28 protein-coding genes are annotated in these 26155 nt (G+C 64.3%); 13 read left to right on the plus strand and 15 right to left on the minus strand.

Annotated elements, in window-relative coordinates:
- Positions 1-56 precede the first annotated feature (56 nt).
- Complete coding sequence (locus AAIH46_RS09460; RefSeq protein ID WP_430305602.1) at positions 57-680, minus strand: glutathione S-transferase family protein; 624 nt, start codon at positions 678-680, stop codon at positions 57-59.
- Positions 681-857: 177 nt separating this feature from the next.
- Here AAIH46_RS09460 and AAIH46_RS09465 point away from each other — a divergent pair, with 177 nt between their 5' ends.
- Positions 858-1286: a hypothetical protein gene (locus AAIH46_RS09465; RefSeq protein WP_430305603.1), complete on the plus strand. Its 429-nt coding sequence runs from the start codon at positions 858-860 to the stop codon at positions 1284-1286.
- Between the two features lie 55 nt (positions 1287-1341).
- On the opposite strand, the gene AAIH46_RS09470 is transcribed toward AAIH46_RS09465, so the two are convergent.
- The gene (locus tag AAIH46_RS09470) at positions 1342-2349 is read right to left on the minus strand and encodes an asparaginase (RefSeq protein ID WP_430305604.1); all 1008 of its coding nucleotides are present in this window, start codon (positions 2347-2349) and stop codon (positions 1342-1344) included.
- A 98-nt stretch (positions 2350-2447) separates the two neighbouring features.
- On the opposite strand from AAIH46_RS09470, the gene AAIH46_RS09475 reads away from it, so the two are divergent.
- The 4 genes from AAIH46_RS09475 to AAIH46_RS09490 all read left to right on the plus strand — a co-directional run bounded on the left by AAIH46_RS09475 (position 2448) and on the right by AAIH46_RS09490 (position 4252).
- Positions 2448-3185: a DUF3750 domain-containing protein gene (locus tag AAIH46_RS09475; RefSeq protein ID WP_430305605.1), complete on the plus strand. Its 738-nt coding sequence runs from the start codon at positions 2448-2450 to the stop codon at positions 3183-3185.
- Between the two features lie 50 nt (positions 3186-3235).
- Positions 3236-3463, plus strand: a complete 228-nt coding sequence (locus AAIH46_RS09480; RefSeq protein ID WP_430305606.1) for a hypothetical protein — start codon at positions 3236-3238, stop codon at positions 3461-3463.
- 120 nt (positions 3464-3583) lie between these two features.
- Positions 3584-3712: a type II toxin-antitoxin system RelE family toxin gene (locus tag AAIH46_RS09485; protein ID WP_430306530.1), complete on the plus strand. Its 129-nt coding sequence runs from the start codon at positions 3584-3586 to the stop codon at positions 3710-3712.
- Positions 3713-3979: 267 nt separating this feature from the next.
- Positions 3980-4252: a hypothetical protein gene (locus tag AAIH46_RS09490; RefSeq protein ID WP_430305607.1), complete on the plus strand. Its 273-nt coding sequence runs from the start codon at positions 3980-3982 to the stop codon at positions 4250-4252.
- 7 nt (positions 4253-4259) lie between these two features.
- Here AAIH46_RS09490 and AAIH46_RS09495 read toward each other — a convergent pair whose 3' ends face one another.
- The gene (locus tag AAIH46_RS09495) at positions 4260-5261 is read right to left on the minus strand and encodes an NAD(P)H-quinone oxidoreductase (RefSeq protein ID WP_430306531.1); all 1002 of its coding nucleotides are present in this window, start codon (positions 5259-5261) and stop codon (positions 4260-4262) included.
- A 122-nt stretch (positions 5262-5383) separates the two neighbouring features.
- On the minus strand, positions 5384-7177 hold the full coding sequence (locus AAIH46_RS09500) for a bifunctional diguanylate cyclase/phosphodiesterase (RefSeq protein WP_430306532.1): 1794 nt from the start codon (positions 7175-7177) through the stop codon (positions 5384-5386).
- Positions 7178-7365: 188 nt separating this feature from the next.
- On the opposite strand from AAIH46_RS09500, the gene betI reads away from it, so the two are divergent.
- Together betI and betB are read left to right on the plus strand one after the other, a co-directional pair.
- Positions 7366-7983: a transcriptional regulator BetI gene (betI, locus tag AAIH46_RS09505; RefSeq protein ID WP_430305608.1), complete on the plus strand. Its 618-nt coding sequence runs from the start codon at positions 7366-7368 to the stop codon at positions 7981-7983.
- Positions 7980-9443: a betaine-aldehyde dehydrogenase gene (gene betB, locus AAIH46_RS09510; protein WP_430305609.1), complete on the plus strand. Its 1464-nt coding sequence runs from the start codon at positions 7980-7982 to the stop codon at positions 9441-9443. The genes betI and betB overlap by 4 nt, the downstream gene beginning before the upstream one ends.
- Positions 9444-9510: 67 nt before the next feature.
- Here betB and AAIH46_RS09515 read toward each other — a convergent pair whose 3' ends face one another.
- Both AAIH46_RS09515 and AAIH46_RS09520 read right to left on the minus strand, forming a co-directional pair.
- Positions 9511-9861, minus strand: a complete 351-nt coding sequence (locus AAIH46_RS09515; RefSeq protein ID WP_430305610.1) for a helix-turn-helix domain-containing protein — start codon at positions 9859-9861, stop codon at positions 9511-9513.
- A 3-nt stretch (positions 9862-9864) separates the two neighbouring features.
- On the minus strand, positions 9865-10062 hold the full coding sequence (locus AAIH46_RS09520) for a type II toxin-antitoxin system RelE family toxin (RefSeq protein ID WP_430305611.1): 198 nt from the start codon (positions 10060-10062) through the stop codon (positions 9865-9867).
- Positions 10063-10162: 100 nt separating this feature from the next.
- Here AAIH46_RS09520 and betA point away from each other — a divergent pair, with 100 nt between their 5' ends.
- The gene (gene betA / locus AAIH46_RS09525) at positions 10163-11815 is read left to right on the plus strand and encodes a choline dehydrogenase (protein WP_430305612.1); all 1653 of its coding nucleotides are present in this window, start codon (positions 10163-10165) and stop codon (positions 11813-11815) included.
- A 21-nt stretch (positions 11816-11836) separates the two neighbouring features.
- On the opposite strand, the gene AAIH46_RS09530 is transcribed toward betA, so the two are convergent.
- The 6 genes from AAIH46_RS09530 to AAIH46_RS09555 form a co-directional block, all read right to left on the minus strand.
- Positions 11837-13141 (minus strand): phosphatidylglycerol lysyltransferase domain-containing protein, encoded by a 1305-nt coding sequence (locus tag AAIH46_RS09530; RefSeq protein WP_430305613.1) that lies wholly within the window; start codon positions 13139-13141, stop codon positions 11837-11839.
- Positions 13142-13464: 323 nt separating this feature from the next.
- Positions 13465-14514 (minus strand): sulfate/molybdate ABC transporter ATP-binding protein, encoded by a 1050-nt coding sequence (locus AAIH46_RS09535; protein WP_430305614.1) that lies wholly within the window; start codon positions 14512-14514, stop codon positions 13465-13467.
- 13 nt (positions 14515-14527) lie between these two features.
- Positions 14528-15403 carry a sulfate ABC transporter permease subunit CysW gene (cysW, locus tag AAIH46_RS09540; protein WP_430305615.1) on the minus strand — a complete coding sequence of 292 codons (876 nt, stop codon included), beginning with the start codon at positions 15401-15403 and terminating at the stop codon, positions 14528-14530.
- Positions 15396-16250 carry a sulfate ABC transporter permease subunit CysT gene (gene cysT / locus AAIH46_RS09545; RefSeq protein ID WP_430305616.1) on the minus strand — a complete coding sequence of 285 codons (855 nt, stop codon included), beginning with the start codon at positions 16248-16250 and terminating at the stop codon, positions 15396-15398. The genes cysW and cysT overlap by 8 nt, the downstream gene beginning before the upstream one ends.
- Positions 16251-16288: 38 nt before the next feature.
- Complete coding sequence (locus AAIH46_RS09550; RefSeq protein ID WP_430305617.1) at positions 16289-17314, minus strand: sulfate ABC transporter substrate-binding protein; 1026 nt, start codon at positions 17312-17314, stop codon at positions 16289-16291.
- Positions 17315-17634: 320 nt separating this feature from the next.
- Complete coding sequence (locus AAIH46_RS09555) at positions 17635-18114, minus strand: RrF2 family transcriptional regulator (RefSeq protein ID WP_430305618.1); 480 nt, start codon at positions 18112-18114, stop codon at positions 17635-17637.
- Positions 18115-18485: 371 nt separating this feature from the next.
- Between AAIH46_RS09555 and AAIH46_RS09560 the strand changes: the two genes are divergently transcribed.
- Genes AAIH46_RS09560 through cysN form a run of 3 tightly spaced genes read left to right on the plus strand, consistent with a single transcriptional unit; the run spans position 18486 to position 21733 of the window.
- On the plus strand, positions 18486-19232 hold the full coding sequence (locus AAIH46_RS09560; RefSeq protein WP_430305620.1) for a phosphoadenylyl-sulfate reductase: 747 nt from the start codon (positions 18486-18488) through the stop codon (positions 19230-19232).
- A gap of 54 nt (positions 19233-19286) precedes the next feature.
- A complete protein-coding gene (cysD, locus tag AAIH46_RS09565) occupies positions 19287-20243 on the plus strand; it encodes a sulfate adenylyltransferase subunit CysD (protein ID WP_430305621.1) in 957 nt (318 codons plus the stop codon).
- Positions 20243-21733, plus strand: a complete 1491-nt coding sequence (cysN, locus tag AAIH46_RS09570) for a sulfate adenylyltransferase subunit CysN (protein WP_430305622.1) — start codon at positions 20243-20245, stop codon at positions 21731-21733. Before cysD ends, cysN begins: the two co-directional genes overlap by 1 nt.
- Positions 21734-21931: 198 nt before the next feature.
- Here the strand turns inward: cysN and AAIH46_RS09575 are convergent, their stop codons facing one another.
- A complete protein-coding gene (locus AAIH46_RS09575) occupies positions 21932-22972 on the minus strand; it encodes a LacI family DNA-binding transcriptional regulator (protein WP_430305623.1) in 1041 nt (346 codons plus the stop codon).
- 574 nt (positions 22973-23546) lie between these two features.
- Between AAIH46_RS09575 and AAIH46_RS09580 the strand changes: the two genes are divergently transcribed.
- On the plus strand, positions 23547-23903 hold the full coding sequence (locus tag AAIH46_RS09580) for a hypothetical protein (protein WP_430305624.1): 357 nt from the start codon (positions 23547-23549) through the stop codon (positions 23901-23903).
- A gap of 152 nt (positions 23904-24055) precedes the next feature.
- Positions 24056-24271, plus strand: coding sequence for a hypothetical protein (locus AAIH46_RS09585; protein ID WP_430305625.1), 216 nt, complete (start codon positions 24056-24058; stop codon positions 24269-24271).
- A 32-nt stretch (positions 24272-24303) separates the two neighbouring features.
- Here the strand turns inward: AAIH46_RS09585 and AAIH46_RS09590 are convergent, their stop codons facing one another.
- Together AAIH46_RS09590 and AAIH46_RS09595 are read right to left on the minus strand one after the other, a co-directional pair.
- Positions 24304-25455: a mandelate racemase/muconate lactonizing enzyme family protein gene (locus AAIH46_RS09590; protein ID WP_430305627.1), complete on the minus strand. Its 1152-nt coding sequence runs from the start codon at positions 25453-25455 to the stop codon at positions 24304-24306.
- Positions 25456-25510: 55 nt separating this feature from the next.
- Positions 25511-26152 carry a ThuA domain-containing protein gene (locus AAIH46_RS09595; RefSeq protein WP_430305628.1) on the minus strand — a complete coding sequence of 214 codons (642 nt, stop codon included), beginning with the start codon at positions 26150-26152 and terminating at the stop codon, positions 25511-25513.
- Between the last annotated feature and the right edge of the window lie 3 nt (positions 26153-26155).

The raw sequence follows: 26155 nt of genomic DNA on the forward strand, positions 1-26155 counted from the left end.
TATCCGGCCCGCCGCTGTCCGTCAACATTAGCGAACGAACAGCTGACGCCTCAGGCTCAGGCCACCGCTTCGGCTGCCAGCGCTGCCTTCACGGCCGGGCGCTCCGACATGCGACGGAAGTGATCCTCGACGCGTGGGAATTCGGCGATATCGACGCCGTCGGACTTCAGCCAGCTCGACATCACATAGAGATAGATGTCGGCGACCGTATAGGCTTCGCCCATGACGAACGGACCAACCAGCATGCCGTCCTCGATCAGGCGGAAGCTGTCGCGCATGGTCTGCGGCACCTTGCGCTTCATGTCCTCCAGCGAGGTCGGCTCGTCAGCCCAGCGACTGCCGCGCGGCCCGTGGGCGTGGTTGACGTGCACGGTCGAGCAGATGAAGCTGTTGAAGGCCTGCATCCGCGCCAGATCGAAGGGGTCGTCGAGCGGCGCCAGCTGCTTATCCGGCGCCATCTGGGCGATGTAGCCGAGGATCGCCGGCGTCTCGGTCAGCGTGCCGCGCTCGGTCACCAGCGCCGGCACGCGGCCCTTCGGGTTGACCTTCAGGAAATCGTCGCCGCGCTGCTCTCCCTCCTTGAGCTTCAGCCGCTTCAGTTCAAACGGCAATCCGGCTTCGATGAGCGCGATGTGGCTTGCCTGCGAACAGGCGCCGGGGGAGAAGAACAGTGTGTGCATGAAGATCCTCCGTATGTCTGCCGCATGTGTAGCATTGGCAGGGCGTTCCCAGAAGCACGCATGACAGCCCCGAAGGCGCATTTGGCGGCGGCGATGCAGGGTGGCGATCGAGCGCGGTGATCCAGAGGGGCCTCGGCTGCGTCTATAAGCCCCGAGTCCAACATCCGGAGGCCAATCATGACCGATCGGTTTCAATACGCGCTGCGCGCCGGCATAGTCATCGTCGCCGTCACCAGTGCCGCAGTCGGCCTGGCGACCCGTCCGCTCGCCGCTGCCGAGCAGGCCTATTCCGCGTCTGACATCCAGAAGATGATCATCGGCAAGCGGATCTATCTTGCCGCTCCGATGGGCGGCGAGTTCCCGCTGAACTACCGCCGTTCCGGCGTCGTGGACGGATCCGGAGAAGCGGTGGGTCTCGGCCGGCTGGCAAAGCCCAAGGATACCGGCAGATGGTGGATCAAGGACGACCGACTCTGCCAGCAGTTTACCACCTGGTACAAGGGCGCGCCGATGTGCTTCGAGCTCTACCGGACCGGCGCGACGACGCTCAAATGGATCCGCGACAACGGCCAGACGGGCACCGCACGGATCGGCGAGAGTATTTGAACACGAGAGGGCCGCCGTTCACCCCATATGTTGCGACAAAGGCGCGCCTGTCTGCTCACCCGAAGAGCGCGTCGGTCACTCTGACCTCGCCGACATGCAGACCGTTCCAATTCTTCATGTCGCGATTGGCCATGCCCATCAGCGTCTCGCGGATCTCGCTGCCCGGCTCGAACTGGCGGGCGATCAGCGCGAAGATCATCGCCTCGGCAGCGCGCGTCGTGCCGTCCTCGCATTTGACGGCAATAGCCACGCCCTGCTCCGGAAGCGCCGCGACAAAGACGCCCTCGGCACCGGTCTTGGCGAAGATCTTGCCGGGCGCCACCTGCATCAGACGCGTGCAGGCGCGGTTGGTGCCGGCGACGTAGAAGGGTTCGGCCATGCAGGCCTCGATCAGACGCCGGGAGGCGACGGCGCGTCCGGCAGCCAGGCCCTCACCCGTCAGCATCTTCGCAAAGCCGTGCGCCAGGCCCCTGAGCGGCACCGCATAGGTGGGGATGGAGCAGCCGTCGGTGCCGCAATTGTCGGTACCGAGAGACGCGCCCGTCAGGTTTTCCATGACGTCGCGGATTTGCGCCTGCAGCCGGTGGTCGTAGCCGACATAGCCGGCCGGATCCCAGCCCGACTGGACGCAGGTGCAGATGAAGCCGGAATGCTTGCCCGAGCAGTTGTTGTGCAGCGCCGTCGGCGCATCGAGCGTGCGCGCCTGGCGGATCAGCGTCTGCTGGTCGGACGACCAGTGGGCGCCGCATTCAAGCACCGTCAGATCGCGGCCGGCCTTGCGAAGCATGCCGGCTGCGGTGTTGACGTGCTCCTCCTCGCCGGAATGCGATGCGCAGGATAGCGCCAGCTCCTTTTGCGACAGACCGAAGGCATCCGCCGCTCCGCTTTCGATCAGCGGCAGCGCCTGCATCGCCTTGCAGGCGGAGCGCGGAAACACCGGCGCGTCGACCTCGCCGGCGGAGAAGAGAACCTTGCCGGCACCGTCGATGACGACGGCCATGCCGCGATGACGGCTTTCGACGCGATTGCCGCGGGTGATTTCGACGGTAACGGGATTTTGCATGGGCCTGCCCTGAAGATGCTGCTTTGCTCCGGTCATAGCGCGCCTCAAACGAAAGCCCAATCGGCTCCGCGCAAAAAAACCGGGCGCAGAGACAGGATATGAAAGCCTTGAAGCCATTGCTGATCGCCATCCTCGCCCTCTACCTGCTTCCGACCTTCGCCTCGGCCGGATGGTGGGCGCTGCAGGACAGGCCGGCGCGCTGGAGCGAGGCCAACTGGGGTTCGGCCGGCATCCTGCCGCAGCCCGAGGCGAGCGTGGATGCGGCGATCTACATCTTCTCGGCGGCCACCGGCGGCCTGAAGGGTGCTGTCGCCAGCCATTCGTGGATCGTCACCAAGGCCAAGGGCGCCAAGACCTACATCCGCTACGACAAGGTCGGATGGGGTTCACCGATCCGGCGCAATCACCGCTCGGCCGACGCCTTCTGGTATTCGAACAGGCCGCAGCTGGTAAGGGCGGTCACCGGCAGCCAGGCGGAGCTGCTGATCCCCAAGATCGAGGGGGCGATCGCCGCCTATCCCTATGCGGAACCGGGCGGCTATACGATCTGGCCGGGTCCGAACTCCAACACCTTCGTCGCCTTCGTGCTGCGCACCGTGCCGGACATCGATGCGGTGCTGCCGCCGCATGCGGTGGGTCGCGACTATCTGCCGGACGGCGAGTTCCTGCACATCGACGACGACTGGCGCGACATCCACCTGACGATCCGTGGTCTGATAGGCGTTTCGGCGGGCTGGAGGAGCGGCTTCGAGGTGCACTTCCTCGGTCTCGTGGCCGGCCTCGATCTCGCCCGGCCCGGGATCAAGATCCCGGCGTTCGGAAGGCTTGGCGTTTGAAACTCACGCTCCTCTGAAGTATGCTTGCTGTGCCGAAGGGATGCTGCACCATGAACCAGGTCATCACGCTTTCACCGGATATCGAGAAACGGCTCGCGCTGCTTGCCAGCCGCACGGACAGGAGCCTCGAGGAGCTCCTTTCCATGATTGTTCTCGAGGGGCTTTCGGAAATCGAGGCAGACCTTGCCGCCGACGAAATCGAGGCCCGCATCGCCTCGGGTGCCGAACGCGTCTACCGGTCGCAGGAGGTGAGACGCAAACTTGCCCTGGACGATTGAGTACACCGCAACCGCACTCAGGAAGCTCGAAAAACTCGATCGACAGACGGCTCGGTCGATCCTGGACTATCTGGATCACCGTATTGGCCCGGCTCCCAATCCCAGACACTACGGCAAGCCCTGACCGGATCACTCAAGGGCAGATGGCGCTTCCGCGTCGGAGATTACCGATTGATCTGCCGCATCAAGGATGCCGAGGTGGTTGTTCTCGTCATCGATCTTGGACATCGTCGCCACATCTACGATTGATGATCTCAAGGCATGAAAAAGGAAAAGGGCCGCTTTCGCGACCCTTCCATGAGTTTGGCCTGTGTTACCAGACCGGAGCGACGGCAAGAGCCGTCAGGCTCCGAGGAAAGTGCGGGTTAGGCCGAGGGCTGCCCCGTCAGAACCGTAACCTTTCCATTGTCCGACTTGCAGACCGAAATCTCATTAGACATTGGATCACCTTCCTTTCGTTACGTTGATGTTGGGATTAAGGTAGGTGCGCTCCCGCGATTGCGCAAGGCACGAAATATGACGAAGTTCGAAATCACGTTACCGGACAGCGTAGCCTCCGAGATTGACGATGTCGCCCGGATCACCGGCCTGTCACGGCAGGAACTCGTCAGCACCGCAGTGGAGCGGTTCCTGAAGGACCGGGCGCGCTGGCACGAGGACATGAAGGCAGCGACGGCCGATGCCGACCGCGACATCGGTGCCGACGGAGAGGATGTGCTGGAGTGGATGGACAGCTGGGGTACGGCGCAAGAACGTGAGCGCCCGCTTCTGGACGGCGACCTTCGCTGACTTCGCTCTACCTCACCTTCAGCACGATCTTGCCGATATGGCTGCTGCTTTCCATCAGCCGGTGGGCGTCGACGACCTGATCGAACGGCATCACCGCATGGATGACGGGCGCCACGGTTCCGGCTTCCAGCAGCGGCCAGACCTGCGACAGGAGCTCGTCGCGGATGGCGCGCTTTTCCTCCGCCGTGCGCGGCCGCATGGTCGAGCCGGTAATCGTCAGGCGCTTGACCATGATCGGCGCGAGATTGACGTTTTCGGCAACACGCCCGCCGAGGAAGGCAATCATCGACAGGCAGCCGTCTTTTGCCAGCGCCCCGATGTTCTTCTCGAAATAGGCGGCGCCGATCATGTCGAGGATGACGTCGACGCCCTGCCCCTCGGTCAGTTGCTGGACGACCTCGACGAAATCCTCGGTCTTGTAGTTGATGGCGCGGGTGGCGCCGATCTTCTCGCAAGCGGCGCATTTTTCCGCCGAGCCGGCAGTCGTGTAGACCGTGGCGCCGAACGCCCTGGCGAGCTGGATGGCTGTCGTGCCGATGCCCGACGAACCGCCATGGATCAGGACGCTCTCGCCCTCCGTGAGACCGGCCATCTGGAAGAGATTGGCCCAGACCGTGAAGAAGGTTTCCGGAACCGCGGCCGCCTTCACCGCGTCGTAGCCGCGCGGGAAGCGCAGGGCCTGGCCGGCGGGCAGCGTGCAGTACTCGGCATAGGCGCCGCCATTCGCCAGCCCGCAGACCTCGTCGCCGATGGCAAAGTCCTGGAAGCCCTCGCCGAGCGCCACGACCTTGCCGGCCACTTCGAGGCCGAGGATCGGGCTCGCATCCTTGGGCGGCGGGTAGTTTCCCTGCCGCTGCGCGACATCCGGCCGGTTGACGCCGACCGCCTCCACCTGCACCAGGATTTCGCCGGGTTTCGGCTGCGGCAGCGGGCCGGAGGTGAAGGTCATGACCTCGGGGCCGCCGAACGAGGGAAGATCGACATGGCGCATTGAGCTCGGCAGCGTCATGGAACTCGACAAGGTCATCGAAAGCGTCCTCCGGGATGCGGGCATCGGGTAAGCTTGCGGATGTAGGACATCGGCTCGCACTTGGGAAGGCGGCGTCGTGACGCGGCGTCTCATGCAGAGCTTCAGTCGGCGCTGCCGAACCGGCTGAACACCAGGCCGTCCTCGCTGTCCTTGGCACGCCCCTTGACGGTCGCGATCGCGGCGCTGATGGCGCCGACATCCTCGAGCACCAGGCCCTCGGGCAGTTCCAGCACGCCGATCGAACAGCGCAGCATCGGAAAATCGCGCTCGGTGCCGTTGCGGTCATGACCGCGAATGCTGCCTGAAGCGCGATCCTCGGGCGAGTAGAGGCCGAGCACATCCTCATGGAAATCCGACGACAGGCGTTCGAGGATCACCGCCAGGTCGTCCTGCTTCCAGCCCCGCAGGCCGATGAAGAAATCGTCTCCGCCGATATGCCCGAGGAAATCGCCGTTGCCGAAGAAGTAGCGCTTCATCAGCGCCGAGAACAGGGTGATGGCGTGGTCGCCCGCCTGGAAGCCGTAGTGGTCGTTGAACGGCTTGAAGTGATCGAAATCGCAGTAGCAGAAGTAGCGCGCCTGGTCGTCGTCGCGGCCGAATTCCTGCATGAAATCACGGATGGCGCGGTTGCCGGGCAGGCCCGTCAGAGGGTTCTGATCCTGCGCCAGCTTCAGCTGCTTCTCGTTGATCACCCGGATCAGCGAGGCCGCGGAGACGATGCCCGCATAGCGCATGTTTTCCGTCAGGATGACGCATTCGCTGCCGTCCATATCGGCGAAGATCGTCATCAGCCGCTCGGCATTGGCATCCAGACCAACGATCGGCGCCGCCTCGACGAACTGCGAGATCGACCGTTCGTAGATCTTGTTCTTCAGTAGATCCCGGCCGAACGGCCGGTAGATGTATTCCTTCAGGTGATACTCGCTGATAATACCGCGCGGCTCGTCATTGGCGTTGAGGACCGGAAAGAACGACTGCCGCGGATTGCTGCGGAACAGCTCGAAGACGCTGTCGACGCTCTCGTGCTCGTAGACCGTCGGCAGCATCTCGATCTGCTTGCGGATGAGGATCTCGTCGAGCGAGTGGCTGGAGCGCTTGCCCCGGCCAAGCTCTGCCAGATGCGGAAACGACGGCTGCAGTTCATTGACGAAGGTGGTCGGCCGGGCGATGAACCAGCCCTGCACCAGATCGATGCCGATATCGCGGCAGGCAACACATTCGGCTTCGGTCTCGACGCCCTCGGCGATCACCCGGATGCCGAGCACATGGGCGATGTTGACGATGTTGCGCACCAGGTGGCGCTTGCGCGGGCTGGCATCCAGGCCGGCGATGAAGTGCCGGTCGATCTTCAGGTAATCAACGGCAAAATCGCAGAGCAGCTTGATCTCCGCGTGGCCGACGCCGAAATCATCGATGGCCAGCTTGAAGCCGGCCTTGCGCAGCCGCGCCACCAGGTCGGCGAATTCCGGTTCGCTGGTGTTGTCGAAGCGCTCGGACAGTTCAAAGCAGATCGACGACGGCGGAATGTTGGTCTTGCGCAGGTGCTGCACAAGCCGGTCGAGGATGAAGTTGCCCTCGCGGATCAACCGTCCGTCGAGATTGATGAACAGCGTGCTGGAGGCGAAATCCGGCAGCGTCGAGAACTTGGCCAGCGAGCGGGCGGCGAGCATCTGCTCGAGGGCGAGGATCTGGCCCGAACCTGCAGCCGAATCGAGAAGGTCGACGGGCGTGTCGAAGCCCAGCCTTTCGTGGCCGCGCATCAGCGTCTCGTAGCCGAAGACACGGCCGGTGGACAGCTCGACGATCGGCTGGAACGCCGTCTCGAGCACCAGCTTCGAGAGCGGCAGCAACCTATCCTCCGTAAATCGCCTGACGACATTCGTCTCAAGCGGCATTGCGCTCGCCATACCGGATCCTGCCACTCCAAGCCCCTGAAATTCGCGCGAAGCTCACATGCCAATCCTCAATGAAGTCTTTCCGCAGCATGACGTTTGGATGAAGCTTTCATGACAGTTGGACGACCGGCGATTTTCGTTGATTGGTCAGTCAATCAAGATTAGGTTTGCAGCTTCAGGAGATCATCATGCCCAAGCTTGGAATGGAGCCGATCCGCCGCAAGGCGCTGGTCAATGCCGCCTTGAAGACGATCGGCCATCACGGCTCACTGAGCGTGACGATGTCCGACATCGCCCGCGAGGCGGGTGTGTCGCCGGCGCTTGCCCATCATTATTTCGGCTCCAAGGATCAGTTGCTGCTGGAAACGATCCGCTCGGTGCTGCGCCAGTTGCATGCCGATGCGGTGGCCGCGCTCCGGGCGGCGGAAACGCCCCGCGGCAGGGTTTCGGCCGTCGTGCGCGTGTCCTTCCAGGCCGATCAGTTCGCACCGGCAGTGGTCGCCGCCTGGCTTGCCTTCTTTTCCGAGGCACAGCGTTCCGAAGAGGTTCGCCGGCTGCTGGCGCTTTACGCGCGGCGGCTGCATTCCAACCTCCTGTCGGGGCTGAACGGGCTGTCTCCGCCGTCGGATGCAGCGCGCATCGGCGAAGGTGCCGCAGCGCTGATCGACGGCCTCTACATCCGCCAATCGCTGAAGGCGGCGCCGCTGTCGATCGAGGCGTCCGTCGCGCTGGTCGAGGATTACGTCACGGCACAGCTTCTGCAGACGGCTTCACACCGCCCATCCGTACCCGGAGACCCGACATGAGAGCCCAACCGAAAGCCTCCCACTTCATCGACGGCGAGTATGTCGAGGACGATGCCGGAACGCTGATCGAGAGCATCTATCCGGCCACCGGCGAGGTGATCGCCCGCCTGCATGCGGCAACGCCTGCCATCGTCGACAAAGCCGTCGCATCCGCCCGGCGCGCGCAAAAGCAATGGGCAGCCATGAGCCCGACGGCCCGCGGCCGGGTGTTGAAGCGGGCCGCTGACATCATGCGCGACAGAAACCGGGCTCTCTCCGAACTCGAGACGCTCGATACCGGCAAGCCGATCCAGGAGACGATCGTCGCCGACCCGACCTCTGGCGCCGACAGTTTCGAGTTCTTCGGCGGCATCGTGGCAACTGCGCTGAACGGCAGCCAGATCCCGCTTGGCGGCGACTGGGCCTATACCAAGCGCGTGCCGCTCGGGGTCGTCGCCGGCATCGGCGCGTGGAACTACCCGCAGCAGATCGCCTGCTGGAAGGCAGCGCCGGCGCTGGCCGCCGGCAATGCAATGGTCTTCAAGCCGTCGGAGACGACGCCACTCGGCGCGCTCAAGATTGCCGAGATTCTGATCGAGGCGGGCCTGCCGAAAGGCGTCTTCAACGTCATCCAGGGAGACCGCGACACGGGCCCTCTGCTCGTCGGCCATCCGGACGTCGCCAAGGTCTCGCTCACCGGCTCGGTGCCGACCGGCCGCAAGGTGGCGGGCGCTGCGGCTTCCCAGCTGAAGCACGTGACGATGGAGCTTGGCGGCAAATCGCCGTTGATCGTCTTTGAGGATGCCGACATCGACGGCGCGATTTCGGGCGCCATGCTCGGCAACTTCTACTCCACCGGCCAGGTGTGCTCCAACGGCACGCGCGTCTTCGTGCACCGGAGCCGGAAGGAGACGTTCCTGGCGCGGCTGAAGGACCGCACGGAAGCGATCGTCGTCGGCGATCCGCAGGACGAACGCACCCAGATGGGGCCGCTCGTTTCGTTTGCGCAGCGGGAAAAGGTGCTCGGCTATATCGACAAGGGCAAGGCCGAGGGCGCCACGCTCGTCACCGGCGGCGGCATTCCCAACACCGTCTCCGGCGAAGGCTTTTACGTGCAGCCGACGGTGTTCGCCGATGTCACCGACGAGATGACCATCGCCCGCGAGGAGATCTTCGGGCCGGTCATGTGCGTGCTCGACTTCGACACCGAGGAAGAGGCGATCGCCCGTGCCAATGCGACGGAGTTCGGTCTTTCGGCCGGCGTCTTCACCGCCGACATCTCCCGGGCGCACCGGGTGGTTGACCAGCTGGAAGCCGGCACGCTGTGGATCAACACCTACAATCTCTGCCCGGTGGAGATGCCGTTCGGCGGCTCCAAGCAATCCGGCTTCGGGCGCGAGAATTCGGCTGCCGCGCTGGAGCACTACACTGAGTTGAAGACCGTCTATGTCGGCATGGGCAAATGCGAAGCGCCGTATTGAGATGAGCCTGGACGTCGCACAAGCTTGCCCCCCTCTGCCCTGCCGAGGGCCAGCGCAGTATAGGGCTTCAGATCACGATGTCGTCGAGATCCACCTTGAGCGCGGAAGCGATGCGTTTGAGAACATCCACGGATCCGGTCTTCTTGCCGCTCTCGATCTCGGACAGACAGGGCTGCGAAATGCCGGCCGCTTCGGCAAGCTCGGAGACGGTCATCTTGCGGTAGGTGCGAAAGGTGCGGATCCGGCTGTCGGTTTCGAACAGTTCGTAGACGAGTTCCGCCGGCCAGGTCTCCTCGCCTGCCCGAACACGGGCCATAATTCTCTCAGCCACGATGGTGTCGATCAGGTCCTCGTAGTCTTCCTCGGGCACGAGGACGTAAGTCTCGCCGTCGATGATCGTCTTGCGCACTTCACCCATGGCTCACTCCTTGTAGATACCGCCGCGCGGTCCGACCTCGACCACGATGACCAACATCGTCTGCTCGTCGATGATGACCCGGTCGTCACCGACACGAATTCTCAACAGCCGGCTTGCCTTCAACTTCTTGACGTCGACCCGCTCGCCACGCGCGAAGGCATCGACCTTCGATCGGATTGCGTCACGGCGCTTAGGCTGCATGCGGCCCAAAACCTTGCTGGCACCCCGGGTGTACTCCACCTGCTTCATTCCAGCAGTATAGCAAGCAGCTATAGATCTTCAACCGATCGGACCTGATGTAATGACCCAAGCAGATTTCGTCATCATCGGTTCCGGCTCGGCAGGTGCTGCCATGGCCGATCGTCTGTCGGAAGACGGCAGGCACTCGGTCATCGTGCTGGAATTCGGCGGATCGGACATCGGTCCCTTCGTGCAGATGCCGGCGGCGCTTGCCTTTCCGATGAACATGAACCGTTACAACTGGGGCTATCTGTCCGAGCCCGAGCCGCATCTCAACAATCGCCGGATGATCGCGCCGCGCGGCAAGGTGATCGGCGGGTCCTCGTCGATCAACGGCATGGTCTATGTCCGCGGCCATGCGGAAGACTTCAATCGATGGGAGGAGATGGGCGCACAGGGCTGGGCCTATGCCGACGTGCTTCCCTACTTCAAGCGCATGGAGCATGCGCATGGCGGCGAGGACGGCTGGCGCGGCACCGACGGCCCGCTGCACGTACGGCGCGGTGAGGTTCGCAATCCGCTCTACCGTGCCTTCATCGAGGCCGGCCGCCAGGCAGGATTTCCGGTCACCGAGGACTACAACGGCAGTCATCAGGAAGGCTTTGGCCTGATGGAGCAAACCAGTTGGGCCGGACGCCGCTGGTCAACGGCCAATGCCTACCTCAAGCCGGCGCTGAAGCGCGACAACTGCCGGCTGATCCGCTGCTTTGCCCGCCGCATCGTGATGGACGGCAGCCGCGCCGTCGGCGTCGAGGTAGAGATTGGCGGACGAATCGAGGTCATCCGCGCCAACCGCGAGGTGATCGTCGCAGCGTCCGCCTTCAACTCGCCAAAACTGCTGATGCTGTCTGGCATCGGCCCGGCGGCGCATCTGCAGGAGATGGGCATTCCGGTTGTCTCCGATCGGCCGGGAGTCGGGCAGAACCTGCAGGATCACCTCGAATACTACCACCAGTTCAAGTCGAAGCTGCCGATCACGCTGCACGCCCGCAACAACTGGTTCTGGAAGGGTGTTGTCGGCGCCCAGTGGCTGTTCTTCAAGAAGGGTCTCGGCACGTCGAACCAGTTCGAGGCGGCCGCCTTCATCCGCTCCGCCGCCGGCGTCAAATGGCCGGACATCCAGTATCATTTCCTGCCGATCGCAGTCTCCTACGACGGCAAATCATCGGCCGAGGGGCACGGCTTCCAGGCGCATGTCGGCTACAACATGTCCAAATCGCGCGGCTCGGTGACGCTGCGCTCGCCGGACGTGAAGGATGCTCCGGTGCTGCGCTTCAACTACATGAGCGATCCGGAAGACTGGGTGAAGTTTCGCCATGCGGTGCGCATCACCCGCGAGATCTTTGCCCAGAAGGCATTCGACCCCTACCGCCAGTCAGAGATCGCCCCCGGCGACCGGGTAGAGAGCGACGAGGAGATCGACGCGTTCCTCGCCGAGCACCTGGAGGGCGCCTACCACCCCTGCGGCACCTGCCGGATGGGCCGCGCAGACGATCCGATGGCTGTCGTCGATCCGACGACCAAGGTCATCGGCGTCGAGGGCCTGCGCGTCGCCGACTCGTCGATCTTTCCGCACGTCACCTACGGCAACCTCAACGGCCCGTCGATCATGACCGGAGAGAAGGCCGCCGATCACATTCTCGGCCGCGACCCCCTGCCCCGCTCCAACCAGGAGCCGTGGATCAACCCACGCTGGGAGGTCAGCGACCGATAGCGCCCGAGGGGTGGACGGGTGTCACTTGCGCAGGATGCCCTTCAGGCCGCCGCCAATCAGCATGGTCACGTCGCAGGCCGAGGAGAACGGCATGCCGCTGCCGGAAACGGCCATGTAGCGCGGCTGCCAGTCCGGGTCGAACTTCGACTTGAAGGCGCGCACGCCCTTGAAGTTGTAGTAGCGCTCGCCGGTCTCGAAGATATGCCGGCCGATGCGGTTCCACAGCGGCGCGCGGCGGTGGGTGGCAAGGCCCGCAAGCGGCGCCATCCCGAGGTTCAGCACGCCGAAGCCATCCGCCTTCAGGTGCTCCATGATGCGCACGAACAGGAGATCCATCATGCCGCGATGGGTCGACGGCACGTGGCGCATCAGGTCGATGAAGGCTTCCCCCTTGCCGCCGCCCGTGAGCAGGCTGGCGAAGGCGGCGATGCGACCGTCGATCCTGATCACCGCGACACTGCCGGATGCGACGTAGTCGGGCCGGAACGTGCCGAGCGAAAAGCCCTTTTCCGCGGCATTGTGGGCCGCCAGCCAGGCATCCGACACCTGGCGCAACTCGGCCATGTGGGCCGGCACCCGATCCTGGGCGATGAGTTCGAACTGCAGCCCGTCGCGCTCGGCGCGGTTGATCGACCGGCGCAGCTTCAGCCAGTCGCCGCCCCGCATGTCGAAGCCCGTCAGGTCCACTGTCGCCTGCTCGCCGAGCTTGTAGGGGCGAAGGCCGGTCTCGGCGGCGATCGGCAGGAAGTCCGGTGACACCTGGTAGAAGACCGGGCGATAGCCGCTCTGGCGCGCATGCCCCATGAACTTCACCACCAGGTCCTGCCAGGCATGGCGCGGACCGACCGGATCGAACAGGGCGATGCAGGAGCGTCCCTTGCAGGCATACATGATGAAGGCATCGCCGCTATCGGAAAACAGCACCTGCTTGTCGCCCAGCCGCACCAGTCCGGCGCTTGCCTGGGTCTGCGCCTCGACGATCTGGCAGGCGCGAGCGAGTTCCTCCGGCTTCGGCCGGCGCCGCAGCATCGGCCGCATCAGCCGGCGGCCGGCGAAGGCGCCGGTGATCAGTGTCAGCGACAGCGAGGTTCCGGTTTCGGCAGCGCCTGCCGGAATGCTCCAGAGGCGCAGGCCAAACAGGATCTCTTCCAGAAACAGATAGAGGAAGACGGCCAGCGACAGCGCTGCCGCACCTTTCACGCCGAAAGCGGAAACGGCAGCGTGCAGCACCTCGACGAAGATCGCCCCGAGCGCTGGTTTGGGCAGACGGGCTGCGGCCGGCATGGCAGGCTGCATCACGTCGAGATTGGCGGCATGAATGTCCATGGATAAACCGGTCAAAAGCTAAGTCTGCCTGGGACAGGCGGCTCATGGACGAAGACCGGTTCACCCATCGGTGCGCACTGTGTCAGCCGATCCGCTTTGAAAGACAGAACCTGTCTTCCTGCGGCCATTCAGCCCACATCGCATCACCGCCTATCTGCCGCGCACGACGGACAAGCCTGCATGACCATCTTCTGACGGATGCATCGACCCTCCGGCATTCCGGTCGGCCGACGAAATCGTGACAAATCCCCGTGCGCGCCCCCGTGCACAGCGGAGCAATGCGATAGACCAGGGATTTCCGCAAGCCAAACCTGCGATCTGCCTCAGCCCTTGCGGAAGAATGTCCAGCGAGTGGGGCGAAAGCGCAACTGCGCACCCAGTGTCACCGGCGCATCGAGCGCCACCTCGATCTCCACGTGACGGGCCTTTCCGTCATTGGCGATGTCGATTTCGGCGATCCGCGTGCCGGCCAGTCGGCGGCAGGCGGTGACGGTGCCGAACAGTGCGGCGTCCGCTTCAGTCAGCGCCACGTCCTGCGGTCGGAAGAACAGCGTGCCTTGGGAGCCGACGACCCCACCCTCTTCGGCAACGCCGATCGGCTGACCATCGAAGAGCACCGCGCCGCCGTCTCCGATGCGCACCGGCAGTCCGGAGGATTCGCCGATAAAGGAGAAGACGAAGGGCGACCCCGGCCGGTCGTAGACGTCGTCGGCGGAGCCGACCTGCTCGATCTTGCCCTGGCTCATGACAACCACCCGGTCGGCCAGCTCCAGTGCCTCTTCCTGGTCGTGGGTGACGAAGACGGTGGTGTGGCCGGTGCGGTCGTGGAATTCCCTCAGCCAGCGCCGGAGCTCCTTGCGCACCTGGGCATCGAGCGCGCCGAACGGTTCGTCGAGCAGCAGGATACGCGGCTCGATCGCCATCGCCCGTGCCAGCGCGACGCGCTGCCGCTGCCCACCGGACAACTGGTTGGGATAGCGGGCCTCAAGGCCGGAAAGCTGGACCATCTCCAGAAGCTCGGTCACCCGCCGGCGGATCTCTTCCCTGGCCGGGCGCGTCGCGGAGGGCCGCACCTTGAGGCCGAAGGCGATGTTCTGCGCGACCGTCATGTGGCGGAACAGCGCGTAGCTCTGGAACACGAAGCCGACATTGCGTTCCTGCACCGTATGATGCGACGCGTCGGTGCCATCGAAAAAGATCTGGCCGCCGCTCGGCTGCTCAAGCCCGGCAATGAGGCGCAGCAGCGTCGTCTTTCCCGAGCCGGAAGGCCCGAGCAGCGCTATGAGCTCACCCGACTTGATATCGAGCGACACGTCTTCCAGGGCCGGAAACCGTTCGAACTGCTTTCGGATATGGCTGATGGTTACGTCCATCGGGGAAGGCCTTTCAATGCCTGCGTCCGCCGGCGCCGCCGGCACCGAACCGCAGTTCCAGAAGCGTTTTGAGGGCGAGCGTGACGAGCGCCAGGGCCGCCAGCAGCGAGGCGACGGCAAAGGCGGCAACGAAGTTGTACTCGTTGTAGAGGATTTCGACATGCAGCGGCATGGTGTTGGTGAGACCGCGGACATGGCCGGATACCACCGATACGGCGCCGAACTCGCCCATGGCGCGGGCGTTGCAGAGCAGCACGCCGTAGAGCAGGCCCCACTTGATGTTGGGCAGCGTGACATAACGGAAGGTCTGCCAGCCCGATGCGCCGAGCGACAGCGCCGCCTCCTCGTCGCCGCTTCCCTGGTCCTGCATCAGCGGGATGAGTTCGCGGGCGATGAACGGGAAGGTGACGAAGACGGTTGCCAGCACGATGCCGGGGACGGCAAACAGGATCTCGACGCCGTAGCTCTTGAGGAAGGGCCCGAGCACGCTCTGGCTGCCGAACAGCAGCACGTAGACGAGGCCGGAAATGACCGGCGAGATCGAGAACGGCAGGTCGATGAGGGTGATCAGGAAGGCCTTGCCCTTGAAGTCGAACTTGGCGATGGCCCAGGCGGCGGCGATGCCGAACACCAGGTTGAGCGGAACGGCGATGGCCGCCACCAGCAGCGTCAGGCGGATGGCAGAGACGGCGTCCGGCTCGACCAGCGCCTCGACATAGGCCTCGACGCCCTTGCGGAATGCCTCGACGAACACCGCCACCAGCGGCAGGAAGAGGAAGAAGGCAAGAAACAGCATGCCGACCAGGATCAGCAGCAGCTTGGTCAGCGGCCGCTCGTCGGCAGGATCGCGGAACCTGGCACGGGACGTGGCGCGAGAGGGCTCAGACATTGCCATACCTCTTGCGGCTCCAGGCCTGGATGAGGTTGATGACCAGCAGCATCGAGAACGAGATCACCAGCATGATCGTCGCCACCGCCGTGGCGCCGGCGTAGTTGAACTCCTCAAGGCGGATGACGATCAACAGCGGCGCGATCTCGGAGACGTAAGGGATGTTGCCGGCGATGAACACCACCGAGCCGTATTCGCCGACGCCGCGGGCAAAGGCCAGCGCGAAACCGGTGAGAACGGCCGGCGCCAAGCCCGGCAGCAGTACGCGGGTGATGGTCTGCCAGCGACTGGCACCGAGCGTCGCGGCTGCCTCCTCCACCTCGCGGTCGATCTCCTCCATCACCGGCTGAACGGTGCGCACGACGAATGGCAGGCCGATGAAGATCAGCGCGACGACGATGCCGAGCGGCGTGAAGGCGATCCTGAGGCCGAGCGGCATGAACCAGGCGCCGATCCAGCCCTTGGGCGCATAGAGCGAGGCGAGCGCGATGCCGGCGACTGCCGTCGGCAGCGCAAAGGGCAGATCGACCATCGCATCGATCAGCCGGCGACCGGGAAAATCGTAGCGCACCAGGATCCAGCAGATCAGCACGCCGAAGACGGCATTGACGAGCGCCGCCAGCAGTGCGGTGCCAAAGCTGATGTAGAGGGCGGCGAGCGTCCGCTCGTCCGTGAGGATGGCGAAGAAGTCGCCCCAGCCCATCGACACGGTGCGCCAGACGAGCGCCGCCAGCGGAATGAGGATGATCAGCGACAGGTATGCGAGCGAAAAGCCGAGCGTCAGCCCGAAACCCGGGATGATGCTCGGCTGTTTCCATCGCCACCCAGAGGTGGCCGTGTCTGCCATATATAATGACGCCTTCTTCTTGTTCCCCGAGACGCGCCTTAGCGGGCCGGCTTGTAGATCTGGTCGAAGATGCCGCCGTCGCCGAAATGCTCGGGCTGGGCCTTCTTCCAACCGCCGAACTGCGGATCGTCAATGGTGACGAGCTTTACGTCGGGCAGCTTCTTCAGCAGGTCCTGCTTGACGACCTCAGGCTTTGCCGGCCGATAGAAGTGCTTGGCCGCAATGTTCTGGCCCTCATCCGAGTAGAGATACTGGAGATAGGCCTCGGCGACCTTGCGACTACCCTTGGCGTCGACGTTCTGATCGACAAGCGCGACCGGCGGTTCCGCGAGGATGGAGATCGGCGGGACGACGATGTCGAACTCGTCTTCGCCGAACTCCTGGCCGGCCAGGTAGGCCTCGTTTTCCCAGGCCAGCAGCACGTCGCCGATCTGGCGCTGGGCGAAGGTGACGGTGGAGCCGCGGGCACCGCTGTCGAGAACCGGCGCACGCTTGTAGAGGTCGGCGATGTAAGCCTTGATCTTGTCCTGGTCGCCCTTGAACTCCTCGTTCGCCCAGGCCCAGGCCGCCAGGTAGTTCCAGCGGGCTCCGCCGGAGGTCTTCGGGTTCGGGGTGACGATCTGCACGTCGCCCTTCACGAGATCGCCCCAGTTATGGATGCCCTTCGGGTTGCCCTTGCGCACCAGGAAGACGATGGTCGAGGTGTAGGGCGAGGAATTGTGCGGCAGCCGGCCGCGCCAGTCCGGCTTGATCTTGCCGCCGTTGTCGACGATGGCGTTGATGTCGCTTTCCAGAGCCAGCGTCACGACGTCGGCTTCCAGGCCGTCGATCACCGAGCGGGCCTGCTTGCCGGATCCGCCATGCGACTGCTGGATGGTCACCGTCTCGCCGGTTTCAGCCTTGTAGTGCTTGGCGAAGGCGGCGTTGAAATCCTTGTAGAGCTCGCGGGTCGGGTCGTAGGAAACATTCAGTAGAGTGGTATCTGCGTAGGCGGCAGGGGCTGCAAGGCCGGCCGCAAGCGAAATTCCAAGCGCCACGGCGCCCAGTCCGGTCATCAGTTTCATGGTCGCGTTCCCTCCAGACGTTGCCAACGCAATGTCTACCGAACGGGTAGACTTGGTCAATCCGCCTGCGGGCCGGCTGCGGGCAAAGGCAAAACTGTTTCCCGACGGCAGGTGAAGCCAGCAAAGAAAGCGGCTTCGGCACCCTCACCGGCAAAATGCCCGGATCGGCAAAGGCCTCATATGCAAAATCGCAATCCGCCGAGGCGTGCGCCTGGCAAACCAAAAGCACGCGGTTCTGGAGCATCGGGAGGTTGAAAGATGAGAAGTGTCGGTCGGGCGATCCAACGCGTGGCGTATACGGCGGCCGAGATGCGTCGGTCTCAGGCGGAAAGGAGTTCCGCCTCGCTCGCCTTATCGGCGACGATCCTGACCGCAGCATCGACGCCGACGCCATCCACCGCATCCGCAATCGACGTGGAGAACAGCACCGAGCGGCTGGCTTCCGCGACCCGGGCAAAGACGTGGCGGATTTCGCAGAGATGCTCGCCGTCGCAATCCTCACAGCGCCGGTAGGCCGTCAGCGACAGGCATGGAAGCGGCGCGATCGGCCCGTCGATCAGCCGCAGCACCTCGCCGAAGGTGATCGACGTGGCAGGTTTCAGCAGCAGATACCCGCCCTGCTTGCCGCGCCGGCTCTCGACAATGCCGCTGCGCTTCAGCTCGAGCAGGATCTGTTCGAGGAATTTCTTCGGAATGGCCTGCTGCACGGCAATTTCGCTGATCATCAGCGGCCGCTCCGCATCCGCCTGCGCCAGGGCCGTCAGGGCCCGAAGAGCATATTTGGCTTTCTGCGAAATCATGCGGCGTCCGTCTGCGACATCAGGATTAGCCTTCGCCAGCCGACCGATACTGGATCGGCAGCGGGAAGGTCCAGGAAAGAGTTGTGAACCATGCGGAAGGTAACGCTTGCGCCATCCCGGCTGATGCCGTCACGACAGATCGAAACCTGCCTTCTGGACTACCGCAATTTACGCGGGATTACAAACAGATCGGACCCTCTCCGAGGGCGGATTTCGGGGTTTTTCGGCAGAGCAGCCGGGTTTTCTCGCGAGCGCTGGATTTCTAGAGATATTTGCTCCGTCTCCGGGTTGCTTCAAACCGTCATTCCTGTCCTGCCACCCCTGCGCGTGGGATAAGCGGGAATACTTGGAACGACGGACATCGACAGCCAATGACCCAGCATCAGACGCCAGCAGACCTCGCGTCGCTTGATGATCAATTCGCGTCTCTCGACCTTGCCGGCCGCCTATCGCTGGCGGCAAGTCTGGGCCGCGCGGTGTTTACCACATCGCTCGGCATCGAAGACCAGGTGATCACCGCGGCGATCGGCCTCAACCGGCTGCCGGTCGACGTGGCGACGCTGGAGACGGGCCGGCTGTTCATGGAAAGCGTCGTGCTGATCAACCAGACCGAGGAACGCTTTGGCCTGACCATCCGCCGCTTCCGTCCGGCACAGAAGGACGTCGACGCCTATGCGGCGCAGTACGGGCTGAACGGCTTCTACGACAGCGTCGAGGCTCGCCATGCCTGCTGCGCGGTCCGCAAGCTGAAGCCGCTCGCCAGCGCACTTGCCGGCGCCGAGATCTGGATCACCGGCCTGCGCCGCGGCCAGTCCGGCAACCGGGCGACCACACCGTTCGTCGAGTTCGACGCCGAGCGGGCGCTGATCAAGGTCAACCCGCTGGCCGACTGGTCGCTCGAGGCGATCAACGCCTTCGTCGCGGACCATGGCGTGCCGATCAACCCGCTGCACTCCAAGGGCTACCCGTCGATCGGCTGCGAGCCCTGTACGCGGGCCATCAAGCCCGGCGAGCCGGAACGCGCCGGCCGATGGTGGTGGGAAAACGACGAGAAGCGCGAATGCGGGCTTCACGTGCCGGAAACGGCCACCGCAATCGCCATCCCGACACGCGCCTGACGGCAGACTGACTGACGGACGACCGGCCGAAGCGGCCCAAGGACAACGAACACCATGCATCCCCATACCTCCGAATACGATACGCACTCGCAGGACCAGGTTCCGAAGCCCCCCCTCGATCCGCATCTGAAGGCGCTGGAAAACGAAGCGATCCACATCTTCCGCGAGGTTGCCGCCGAGTTCGACAAGCCGGTCATGCTCTACTCGATCGGCAAGGACAGTTCCGTCCTTCTGCATCTCGCGCGCAAGGCCTTCTACCCCGGCCGCGTCCCCTTCCCGCTCCTGCACATCGATACCGGCTGGAAGTTCCGCGAGATGATCGAGTTTCGCGACGAGATGGCGCGGCGCTACGATCTCGACCTCGTGGTGCACACCAATCCGCGCGGCAAGAGCGAAGGTGTGACGCCGTTCAGCCACGGCTCTGCGCTCTACACCGACATCATGAAGACCGAGGCGCTGCGCCAAGCGCTGGATGCCGGCGGCTACGACGCGGCCTTCGGCGGTGCCCGTCGTGACGAGGAAGCCAGCCGCGCCAAGGAGCGCATCTATTCCTTCCGGACGCCCGAGCATCGCTGGGATCCGCGCAACCAGCGCCCGGAGCTGTGGAACATCTATAACGGCATGATCCGCAAGGGCGAAAGCGTGCGGGCCTTCCCGCTGTCGAACTGGACCGAAGTCGATATCTGGCGCTACATCCAGGCGGAAAACATTCCCCTTGTGCCGCTCTACTACGCCGCCGAGCGCCCCTACGTGGAGCGCGACGGGATGATGGTGCTGGCCGAGGATCCGCGGCTGGAACTGCTGCCCGGCGAAAGCGTGCAGCATGGCATGATCCGCTTTCGCACGCTTGGCTGCTTTCCGCTGACCGGTGCGATCCGCTCGCAGGCGAAAACCCTCAACGAGGTGATCGCCGAGCTGGAGATCGCCACCGTCTCCGAGCGCCAGGGGCGCGCCATCGACCGCGACCAGTCCGGATCGATGGAGAAGAAGAAGCGCGAGGGATACTTCTGATGTCCGCGACAAACACCCAGACTGCGCCGACCACGTCGGCCACCATCCTGCCATTCGCCGAGCCGGCGCGCGCCGTGCGCGACAGCCGCCCCCTGCGTCTCATCACCTGCGGCTCGGTCGACGACGGAAAGTCGACGCTGATCGGCCGCCTTCTGTGGGACACCAAGGCGGTCAAGGAAGACCAGGCGGCGACGCTTGCCCGTGACAGCGGTGCGCAGAACGATCTCGGCCTTCCCGACTTCGCGCTGCTTCTCGACGGCCTGCAGGCGGAGCGCGAACAGGGCATCACCATCGATGTCGCCTATCGCTATTTCGCCACCGACCGGCGCTCGTTCATCGTTGCCGATACGCCCGGCCACGAGCAGTATACCCGCAACATGGCGACAGGCGCCTCGACCGCCGACCTCGCAATCCTGCTGGTCGACGCCCGAACCGGGCTTCTGGAGCAGACGCGCCGGCACGCGACGATCGCCTCGCTGATGGGCATCAAGCAGTTCGTGCTGGCGGTCAACAAGATCGACCTGGTGGCCTACGAAAAGGCGATCTACGACAAGATCAGCCATGATTTCCGCGAGCTTGCGCTGTCGCTCGGGGTCCGGCAGATCACCGCGATCCCGATGTCGGCGCTGAAGGGCGAGAACGTCGTCTATGACGGCCGCGCGTCGATGGCGTGGTACGAAGGCCCGACGCTGGTCGAGACGCTGGAGCTTGCCACCACGCGGTCTGCCCAGGCAGGCGGTTTCCGGCTGCCGGTGCAGCGCGTCGCGCGTCCCGGCGAAAGCTTTCGCGGCTACCAGGGAACGGTCGCCGGCGGCTCGGTGAAGCCCGGTGACAGCGTCACCATCCTGCCGTCCGGCATGGTGGCGAACGTCAAGCAGATCGTCACCTTCGACCTGGTGCGCAATGCGGCCGTCGCCGGTGACGCGGTGACGCTGGTGCTCGACCGCCAGGTCGACGTGTCGCGCGGCGACATGATCGTCTCGATGGACGGCCAGCCGATGACCGGCCTCAACTTCGACGCCCAGCTGGTGGCATTGCAGCCGGGCGGTATCGAGCCCGCCAAGCGCTACTGGCTGAAGAGCGGATCACGCCGCCAGCGGGTGACGGTGACGCCGGTCTCGCAGCTCGAGCTGTCCTCCGGCAAGTGGAAGGCGCATCACGAGACGCTTGGCATGAACGCCATCGGCAAGGTGCACCTCTCCTTTGATGAGGCGGCGATCTTCGATCCCTATGACCAGAACCGCGCCACCGGCGCCTTCATCATCATCGACCCGGACACCAACAACACGGTTGCCGGTGGCATGGTGACGGGACGGCGCTCCGACCTCGGCGGCATCCATCGCGACGGTCAGCGGGTCATCCTGTCGCTGCCGGCCGATCTTGCTGACGAGCTGATGGCAAGCGAAGCTTTTGCCGCCCGCCACGACGAGGCCGACATCCGCCGGGTCAGCGCCGGCCGCGCCGCCGAGCTGTTGGGTGACATCGAATAGCGAATAGCGAATAGCGAAGTGCAGGCGGCTGCAGGCGTTGGTTGTCAACAATGCCGCCGCCTCAGTTCTCGTCCGCGATCTCTTACCACTGGCGATCTCTCTGCCCTGCCGGCATCCCTGCAGGTGGGGAGATCACCAGCGGCGGAAACCGTTCTCAGGCGTCTAAGACGGCGGCAGCAGGACGGGTTTGAGCAAGAGTCACTGCGGCAGGCGGCGGGTGGTGCGCCGCTCGATCAGTTCGAAACCGAGGTTGATCACCTGCTGCGGGGCGGGCTTGCCGTCGGCGGCGCGGATCATCATGTCGGCGGCGCGGTAGCCGATCTCGAAGAGGGGCGTGCGGATCGTCGTCAGCGGCGGCTCCATCACTGCGGAGAAATCCAGATCGTTGTAGCCGCAAATGCCGAAATCGTCCGGCACGCGCTTGCCCATCCGCCGCGCCTCGAACAGCACGCCGAGCGCGATGTCGTCGTTCTGGCAGAAGACGCCGTCGAGATCGGGCGCGATGCTGATCGCCCGGTGCAGCATCCGCGAGCCCATCTGGGTGCTGCTGGTGGCGTTCTCGTGGTGGATCAGGCTCGGATCGAAGAGGCCCGCCTCGTGCATGGCGAGGCTGTAGCCTTCGGTACGCCGGCGGCTGCGCTCGGCCATCGTCGCGCCCATCAGCGCGATGCGGCGGTAGCCGCAGGCGATCAGATGGCGGGTGGCGGCGGCGGCGGCCTCGAAATGATCCAGTGCGATCACCGTGCCCGGCGTCGGCAGGCCGACATCGACCACCTGGATGATAGGACAGTTGGCGCGCTCGATCGTTTCGCGCAGATCGTCGAGGCCTTCCAGCCCCCCGAGCACGATTCCGGCGGTATTCTGCGACAGCAGCAGCCGCACCTGGCGGCGCTCTTCCTGGACGCAATTGTGGGTGTTGGCATACTGGATGCGGAAGGTGGTATCGCGCACCCGCTCCTCGATCCCCTGCATCAGGCCGATGACGGCCCGGTTGCTGAGCGACGGCACCAGCACACCGAAGGTGGAATTGTGGCGGCTGGCCAGCGCCCGCGCCGCCTGGTCGGGCACGTAGCTCATCTCCTCGACCAGCTGAAGGATGCGGCTGCGCAGCTCCGGCGTCACCTTCTCCGGCTCGCGCAAGGCGCGCGACACGGTAATGGCGCTGACACCGGCTTTGGTCGCCACGTCGTGCAGCGTCGTTCTCTCACCGCGTCCGCGCTTCAATTCTGCCTTGCCCAATCCAAAATCGGCACGCAGTCCACAACCGCGCCATGCCCCACCTGCACCGGATCGCAACATATAAGCAACCCAGCATGGAGGCAATCTGTCGCAGCGTCTCCCAGGAGACGATACATGGCAATCGCTAGAGCAACCGGCATGGCGTCAGGCGGTGACGACGTAGACCAGACCGACGATCATCATCCAGAGCGCCAGCGACAGTTCGAGTGACAGAAGAAAAGGCCATTTGTCCTGCTTCACGGTGACATCCTCCCAGATACCGTTCGCACTTGGTGCCGTGACGCCCTCCCCGGCGACGCAGCAGAGGATCAGGCTACACCCGGCAGTCTCTCACGACAATCGAAACAGCCGCCCGTGACGGGGATAAACCTGCCTTTTGCCGCGGAAAGCGTGGCAGAAAAGGCAATCCGGCAATTTTTTCGCAGCGCAACCGGTCCTCCCCCTCGAAGCCGTTCAAAAACCTGATAGTGCGGCATGGCCGGCCGCGCAGCTCAGTCCCCAAGACCTGTTCGCCGACGCGCCGTATTTCGTGCGGTGGTCAACCGCACCTCCTGCATAAAGGATTAGGAAAACCATGAACTACCGCTTGATTGCGCTGGCGGCGATTGCCGGCATGCTGTCTGGATGCGCCACCACGGTCGGCCCCGCCAGCAATCCCGTCGAAAGCTACTGGAAGGGCAAGTCCGCCGGCACCTTCTTCGCCCGCTTCGCGCCGCCGGTGAGCGACACCGAAGTCGGCTCGCAGACCATCTACAACTGGCGCGGCGGCTACAATCGCATCAAGACGCAGGACGGCCGCTCGATGCGCGTCAGCTGCTCGGCGCAGATTACCGCCGATTCCGACTATCGCATCCAGCAGATCCGCATCGTTGCCGACCGTCCGGGCGCACGCGGCCCGAGCTACTGCGCGGAGCTCCTGGTCGGCGAATAAGCCGGACCTCGCCGCACCTATCGAGAAGGCGGAGCCCCGCGGCTCCGCCTTCTTTCGTTTCCGGGGCACCTTTGCATCGAACCCTGGCACACACCTGTGGATCGCGACCGAAACCGCTTGCGTTTGTTCACGTTATGTTCGATCTCGCTGATATGACCATCACGATCGACACGCTCGGCAAAGCTGCCCGCCACCGGATGATCCTGCAGGTCACCTGCAGACGCTGCGGCCATGCGGGAAACTTTACCGCGCGCGATCTGGCCCGCACGAAAGGGTTCGGGCGCGACCCCAAACTTCTGACCTTCCGGTGCACACGCTGCACCGGGCAGGACTGCATCGTCCGCGTGATGGAGGAGATCCGCCGATAGACCGGCGGCGCCAAGTTGCTCCGGTTACAGATCTACCAGTTGGTGAAGGAGCCGTCGTCGCGGCGCAGGTGCGGCGGCTCGGTATATTCGAACGCGGCGGCAGCGAGCATCTCCTCGTTGACCTCGACCCCCAGCCCCGGCTCATCCGGCACCACGTAGAAGGGGCCGTCCATGCGGGTCTGCTTCGGGTAGATCGCCGGATCGCCGAAGCCCAGTTGCTCGGTCGGCGAGGCGCGGCATTCCAGCCAGGCGAAGTTGGCAACGGCCGCACCCAGATGTACGGAGGCCGCCGTGCAGACGGCACCGAGCGGCGCGTGCGGCATCAGGTCGACGTAATGCGCCTCGCACCATCCGGCGACCTTCATCGCCTCGGTGAAGCCGCCGACATTGCAGATATCGATGCGGCAGAACTGCATGATGTCGCGCTCGACATAGGGCAGGAACTGCCACTTCGACGAAAACTCCTCGCCGATGGCAAACGGAATGTCGGTCATCCGGCGCAGCGCCTCATAGGCCGAGGGCGCCTCGTCGCGGATCGGCTCCTCGAGGAAATCGAGCGTCCCCTTCGGCAGCTTCTGGCAGAAGCTCGCCGCCTCGGCGACGCTCAGCCGATGATGGTATTCGACGCCGAGCGTGATTTCGTCGCCCACCGCCTCGCGCGCCCGCCGCACCCATTCGGCCGTCGTTGCGATCGACTGGCGCGGCTCGAAGCGTTCCTGGTTTTCCTGGCCGGTGGCGATCATGCGGATGCAGCGCCAGCCTTCCTTCTTCAGCAGCAGCGCCTGCTCGACCATGTCCGGCCCAGGCTCGGCCGAGGTGGTAGCAAAGGCCGGTACCAGATCGCGCTGGCGCCCGCCAAGCAGTTGATGCACGGGCACCCCAAGCGCCTTGCCGCGGATGTCGTGGAAGGCAATGTCGAGGGCGGAAATCGCCGCCGTCAGCACCCGGCCACCCTCGAAATACTGGCTGCGGTACATCTCCTGCCAGAGCGCGGCGCACTGCATCGGATCGCGGCCAATGAGAAACCGGCTGTAGTGGTCGATAGCGCCCACCACCGCCTTTTCCCGGTAGGACAGGCCGGACTCGCCCCAGCCATGGATGCCGGCATCGGTTTCGACCTTGACGAGCAGCTGGTTGCGCACGCCGAGCTTTGCCACATACGGCTTGATCGCGGTGATCTTCATGGGACACAGGCCACTGGTTCAGACAATTGGTGGGTGGGCGGTAACGGGTGGCGCTTCAGCGCGCCGCCCAGTTTGCGCCACGCGTGTAGATCGTGCGCATCTGCGGCACGTCGAATTCCTTCGCCACATGGCCGAGCGACGAATAGAACACCCGGCCCTTGCCGTATTTGCGCTTCCAGACGACCGGCATCACCACGCCGTCGATCCAGTAGGCGTGGTCGCCGCGGAAGGTCGTCGTCGCCAGCACTTCATTGGAGGGGTCGACATGCATGTAGTACTGCTCGGACGTGTAGGGGAAATCGCTGATGCCCTGCATCACCTCGTCGTCCGGGCGGGTAACGTTGACCGTGTAGTCGATGATGTTGCCCGGATGGGCGACCCACTGGCCACCAATGATGAACTGGTACTCGACGCATTCGCGGAACGCATCGCCGGCACCGCCGTGATAGCCGGCAATACCGACACCGTTCTCGACGGCGGCGGCGAGGTTCTTTGCCTCTTCCTTCTCGATCTTCGACATCGTCATGATCGGCACGATCAGCGACAGGTCGTGGATCGACGGGTCGGCAAAGGCTTCCGTGGTGTTCTCCAGATAGACCTTGAACCCCTCCTCCTGGAGGATGTCCCTGATGATGTGGGCGCATTCCTGCGGCTCGTGGCCGCTCCATCCACCCCAGACGATCAAAGCTTCGCGCATGTC

This window comes from Rhizobium sp. 0TCS1.26 (assembly GCF_050455525.1).
In the GTDB taxonomy this organism is placed as follows: Bacteria; Pseudomonadota; Alphaproteobacteria; order Rhizobiales; family Rhizobiaceae; genus Neorhizobium.

Coding starts and splice junctions, on each gene's coding strand:
- AAIH46_RS09460 (WP_430305602.1), bottom strand. CDS start 680: ATGCACACACTGTTCTTCTCCCCCGGCGCCTGTTCGCAGGCAAGCCAC.
- AAIH46_RS09465 (WP_430305603.1), top strand. CDS start 858: ATGACCGATCGGTTTCAATACGCGCTGCGCGCCGGCATAGTCATCGTC.
- AAIH46_RS09470 (WP_430305604.1), bottom strand. CDS start 2,349: ATGCAAAATCCCGTTACCGTCGAAATCACCCGCGGCAATCGCGTCGAA.
- AAIH46_RS09475 (WP_430305605.1), top strand. CDS start 2,448: ATGAAAGCCTTGAAGCCATTGCTGATCGCCATCCTCGCCCTCTACCTG.
- AAIH46_RS09480 (WP_430305606.1), top strand. CDS start 3,236: ATGAACCAGGTCATCACGCTTTCACCGGATATCGAGAAACGGCTCGCG.
- AAIH46_RS09490 (WP_430305607.1), top strand. CDS start 3,980: ATGACGAAGTTCGAAATCACGTTACCGGACAGCGTAGCCTCCGAGATT.
- AAIH46_RS09495 (WP_430306531.1), bottom strand. CDS start 5,261: ATGACGCTGCCGAGCTCAATGCGCCATGTCGATCTTCCCTCGTTCGGC.
- AAIH46_RS09500 (WP_430306532.1), bottom strand. CDS start 7,177: ATGCCGCTTGAGACGAATGTCGTCAGGCGATTTACGGAGGATAGGTTG.
- betI (WP_430305608.1), top strand. CDS start 7,366: ATGCCCAAGCTTGGAATGGAGCCGATCCGCCGCAAGGCGCTGGTCAAT.
- betB (WP_430305609.1), top strand. CDS start 7,980: ATGAGAGCCCAACCGAAAGCCTCCCACTTCATCGACGGCGAGTATGTC.
- AAIH46_RS09515 (WP_430305610.1), bottom strand. CDS start 9,861: ATGGGTGAAGTGCGCAAGACGATCATCGACGGCGAGACTTACGTCCTC.
- AAIH46_RS09520 (WP_430305611.1), bottom strand. CDS start 10,062: ATGCAGCCTAAGCGCCGTGACGCAATCCGATCGAAGGTCGATGCCTTC.
- betA (WP_430305612.1), top strand. CDS start 10,163: ATGACCCAAGCAGATTTCGTCATCATCGGTTCCGGCTCGGCAGGTGCT.
- AAIH46_RS09530 (WP_430305613.1), bottom strand. CDS start 13,141: ATGGACATTCATGCCGCCAATCTCGACGTGATGCAGCCTGCCATGCCG.
- AAIH46_RS09535 (WP_430305614.1), bottom strand. CDS start 14,514: ATGGACGTAACCATCAGCCATATCCGAAAGCAGTTCGAACGGTTTCCG.
- cysW (WP_430305615.1), bottom strand. CDS start 15,403: ATGTCTGAGCCCTCTCGCGCCACGTCCCGTGCCAGGTTCCGCGATCCT.
- cysT (WP_430305616.1), bottom strand. CDS start 16,250: ATGGCAGACACGGCCACCTCTGGGTGGCGATGGAAACAGCCGAGCATC.
- AAIH46_RS09550 (WP_430305617.1), bottom strand. CDS start 17,314: ATGAAACTGATGACCGGACTGGGCGCCGTGGCGCTTGGAATTTCGCTT.
- AAIH46_RS09555 (WP_430305618.1), bottom strand. CDS start 18,114: ATGATTTCGCAGAAAGCCAAATATGCTCTTCGGGCCCTGACGGCCCTG.
- AAIH46_RS09560 (WP_430305620.1), top strand. CDS start 18,486: ATGACCCAGCATCAGACGCCAGCAGACCTCGCGTCGCTTGATGATCAA.
- cysD (WP_430305621.1), top strand. CDS start 19,287: ATGCATCCCCATACCTCCGAATACGATACGCACTCGCAGGACCAGGTT.
- cysN (WP_430305622.1), top strand. CDS start 20,243: ATGTCCGCGACAAACACCCAGACTGCGCCGACCACGTCGGCCACCATC.
- AAIH46_RS09580 (WP_430305624.1), top strand. CDS start 23,547: ATGAACTACCGCTTGATTGCGCTGGCGGCGATTGCCGGCATGCTGTCT.
- AAIH46_RS09585 (WP_430305625.1), top strand. CDS start 24,056: ATGACCATCACGATCGACACGCTCGGCAAAGCTGCCCGCCACCGGATG.
- AAIH46_RS09590 (WP_430305627.1), bottom strand. CDS start 25,455: ATGAAGATCACCGCGATCAAGCCGTATGTGGCAAAGCTCGGCGTGCGC.
- AAIH46_RS09595 (WP_430305628.1), bottom strand. CDS start 26,152: ATGCGCGAAGCTTTGATCGTCTGGGGTGGATGGAGCGGCCACGAGCCG.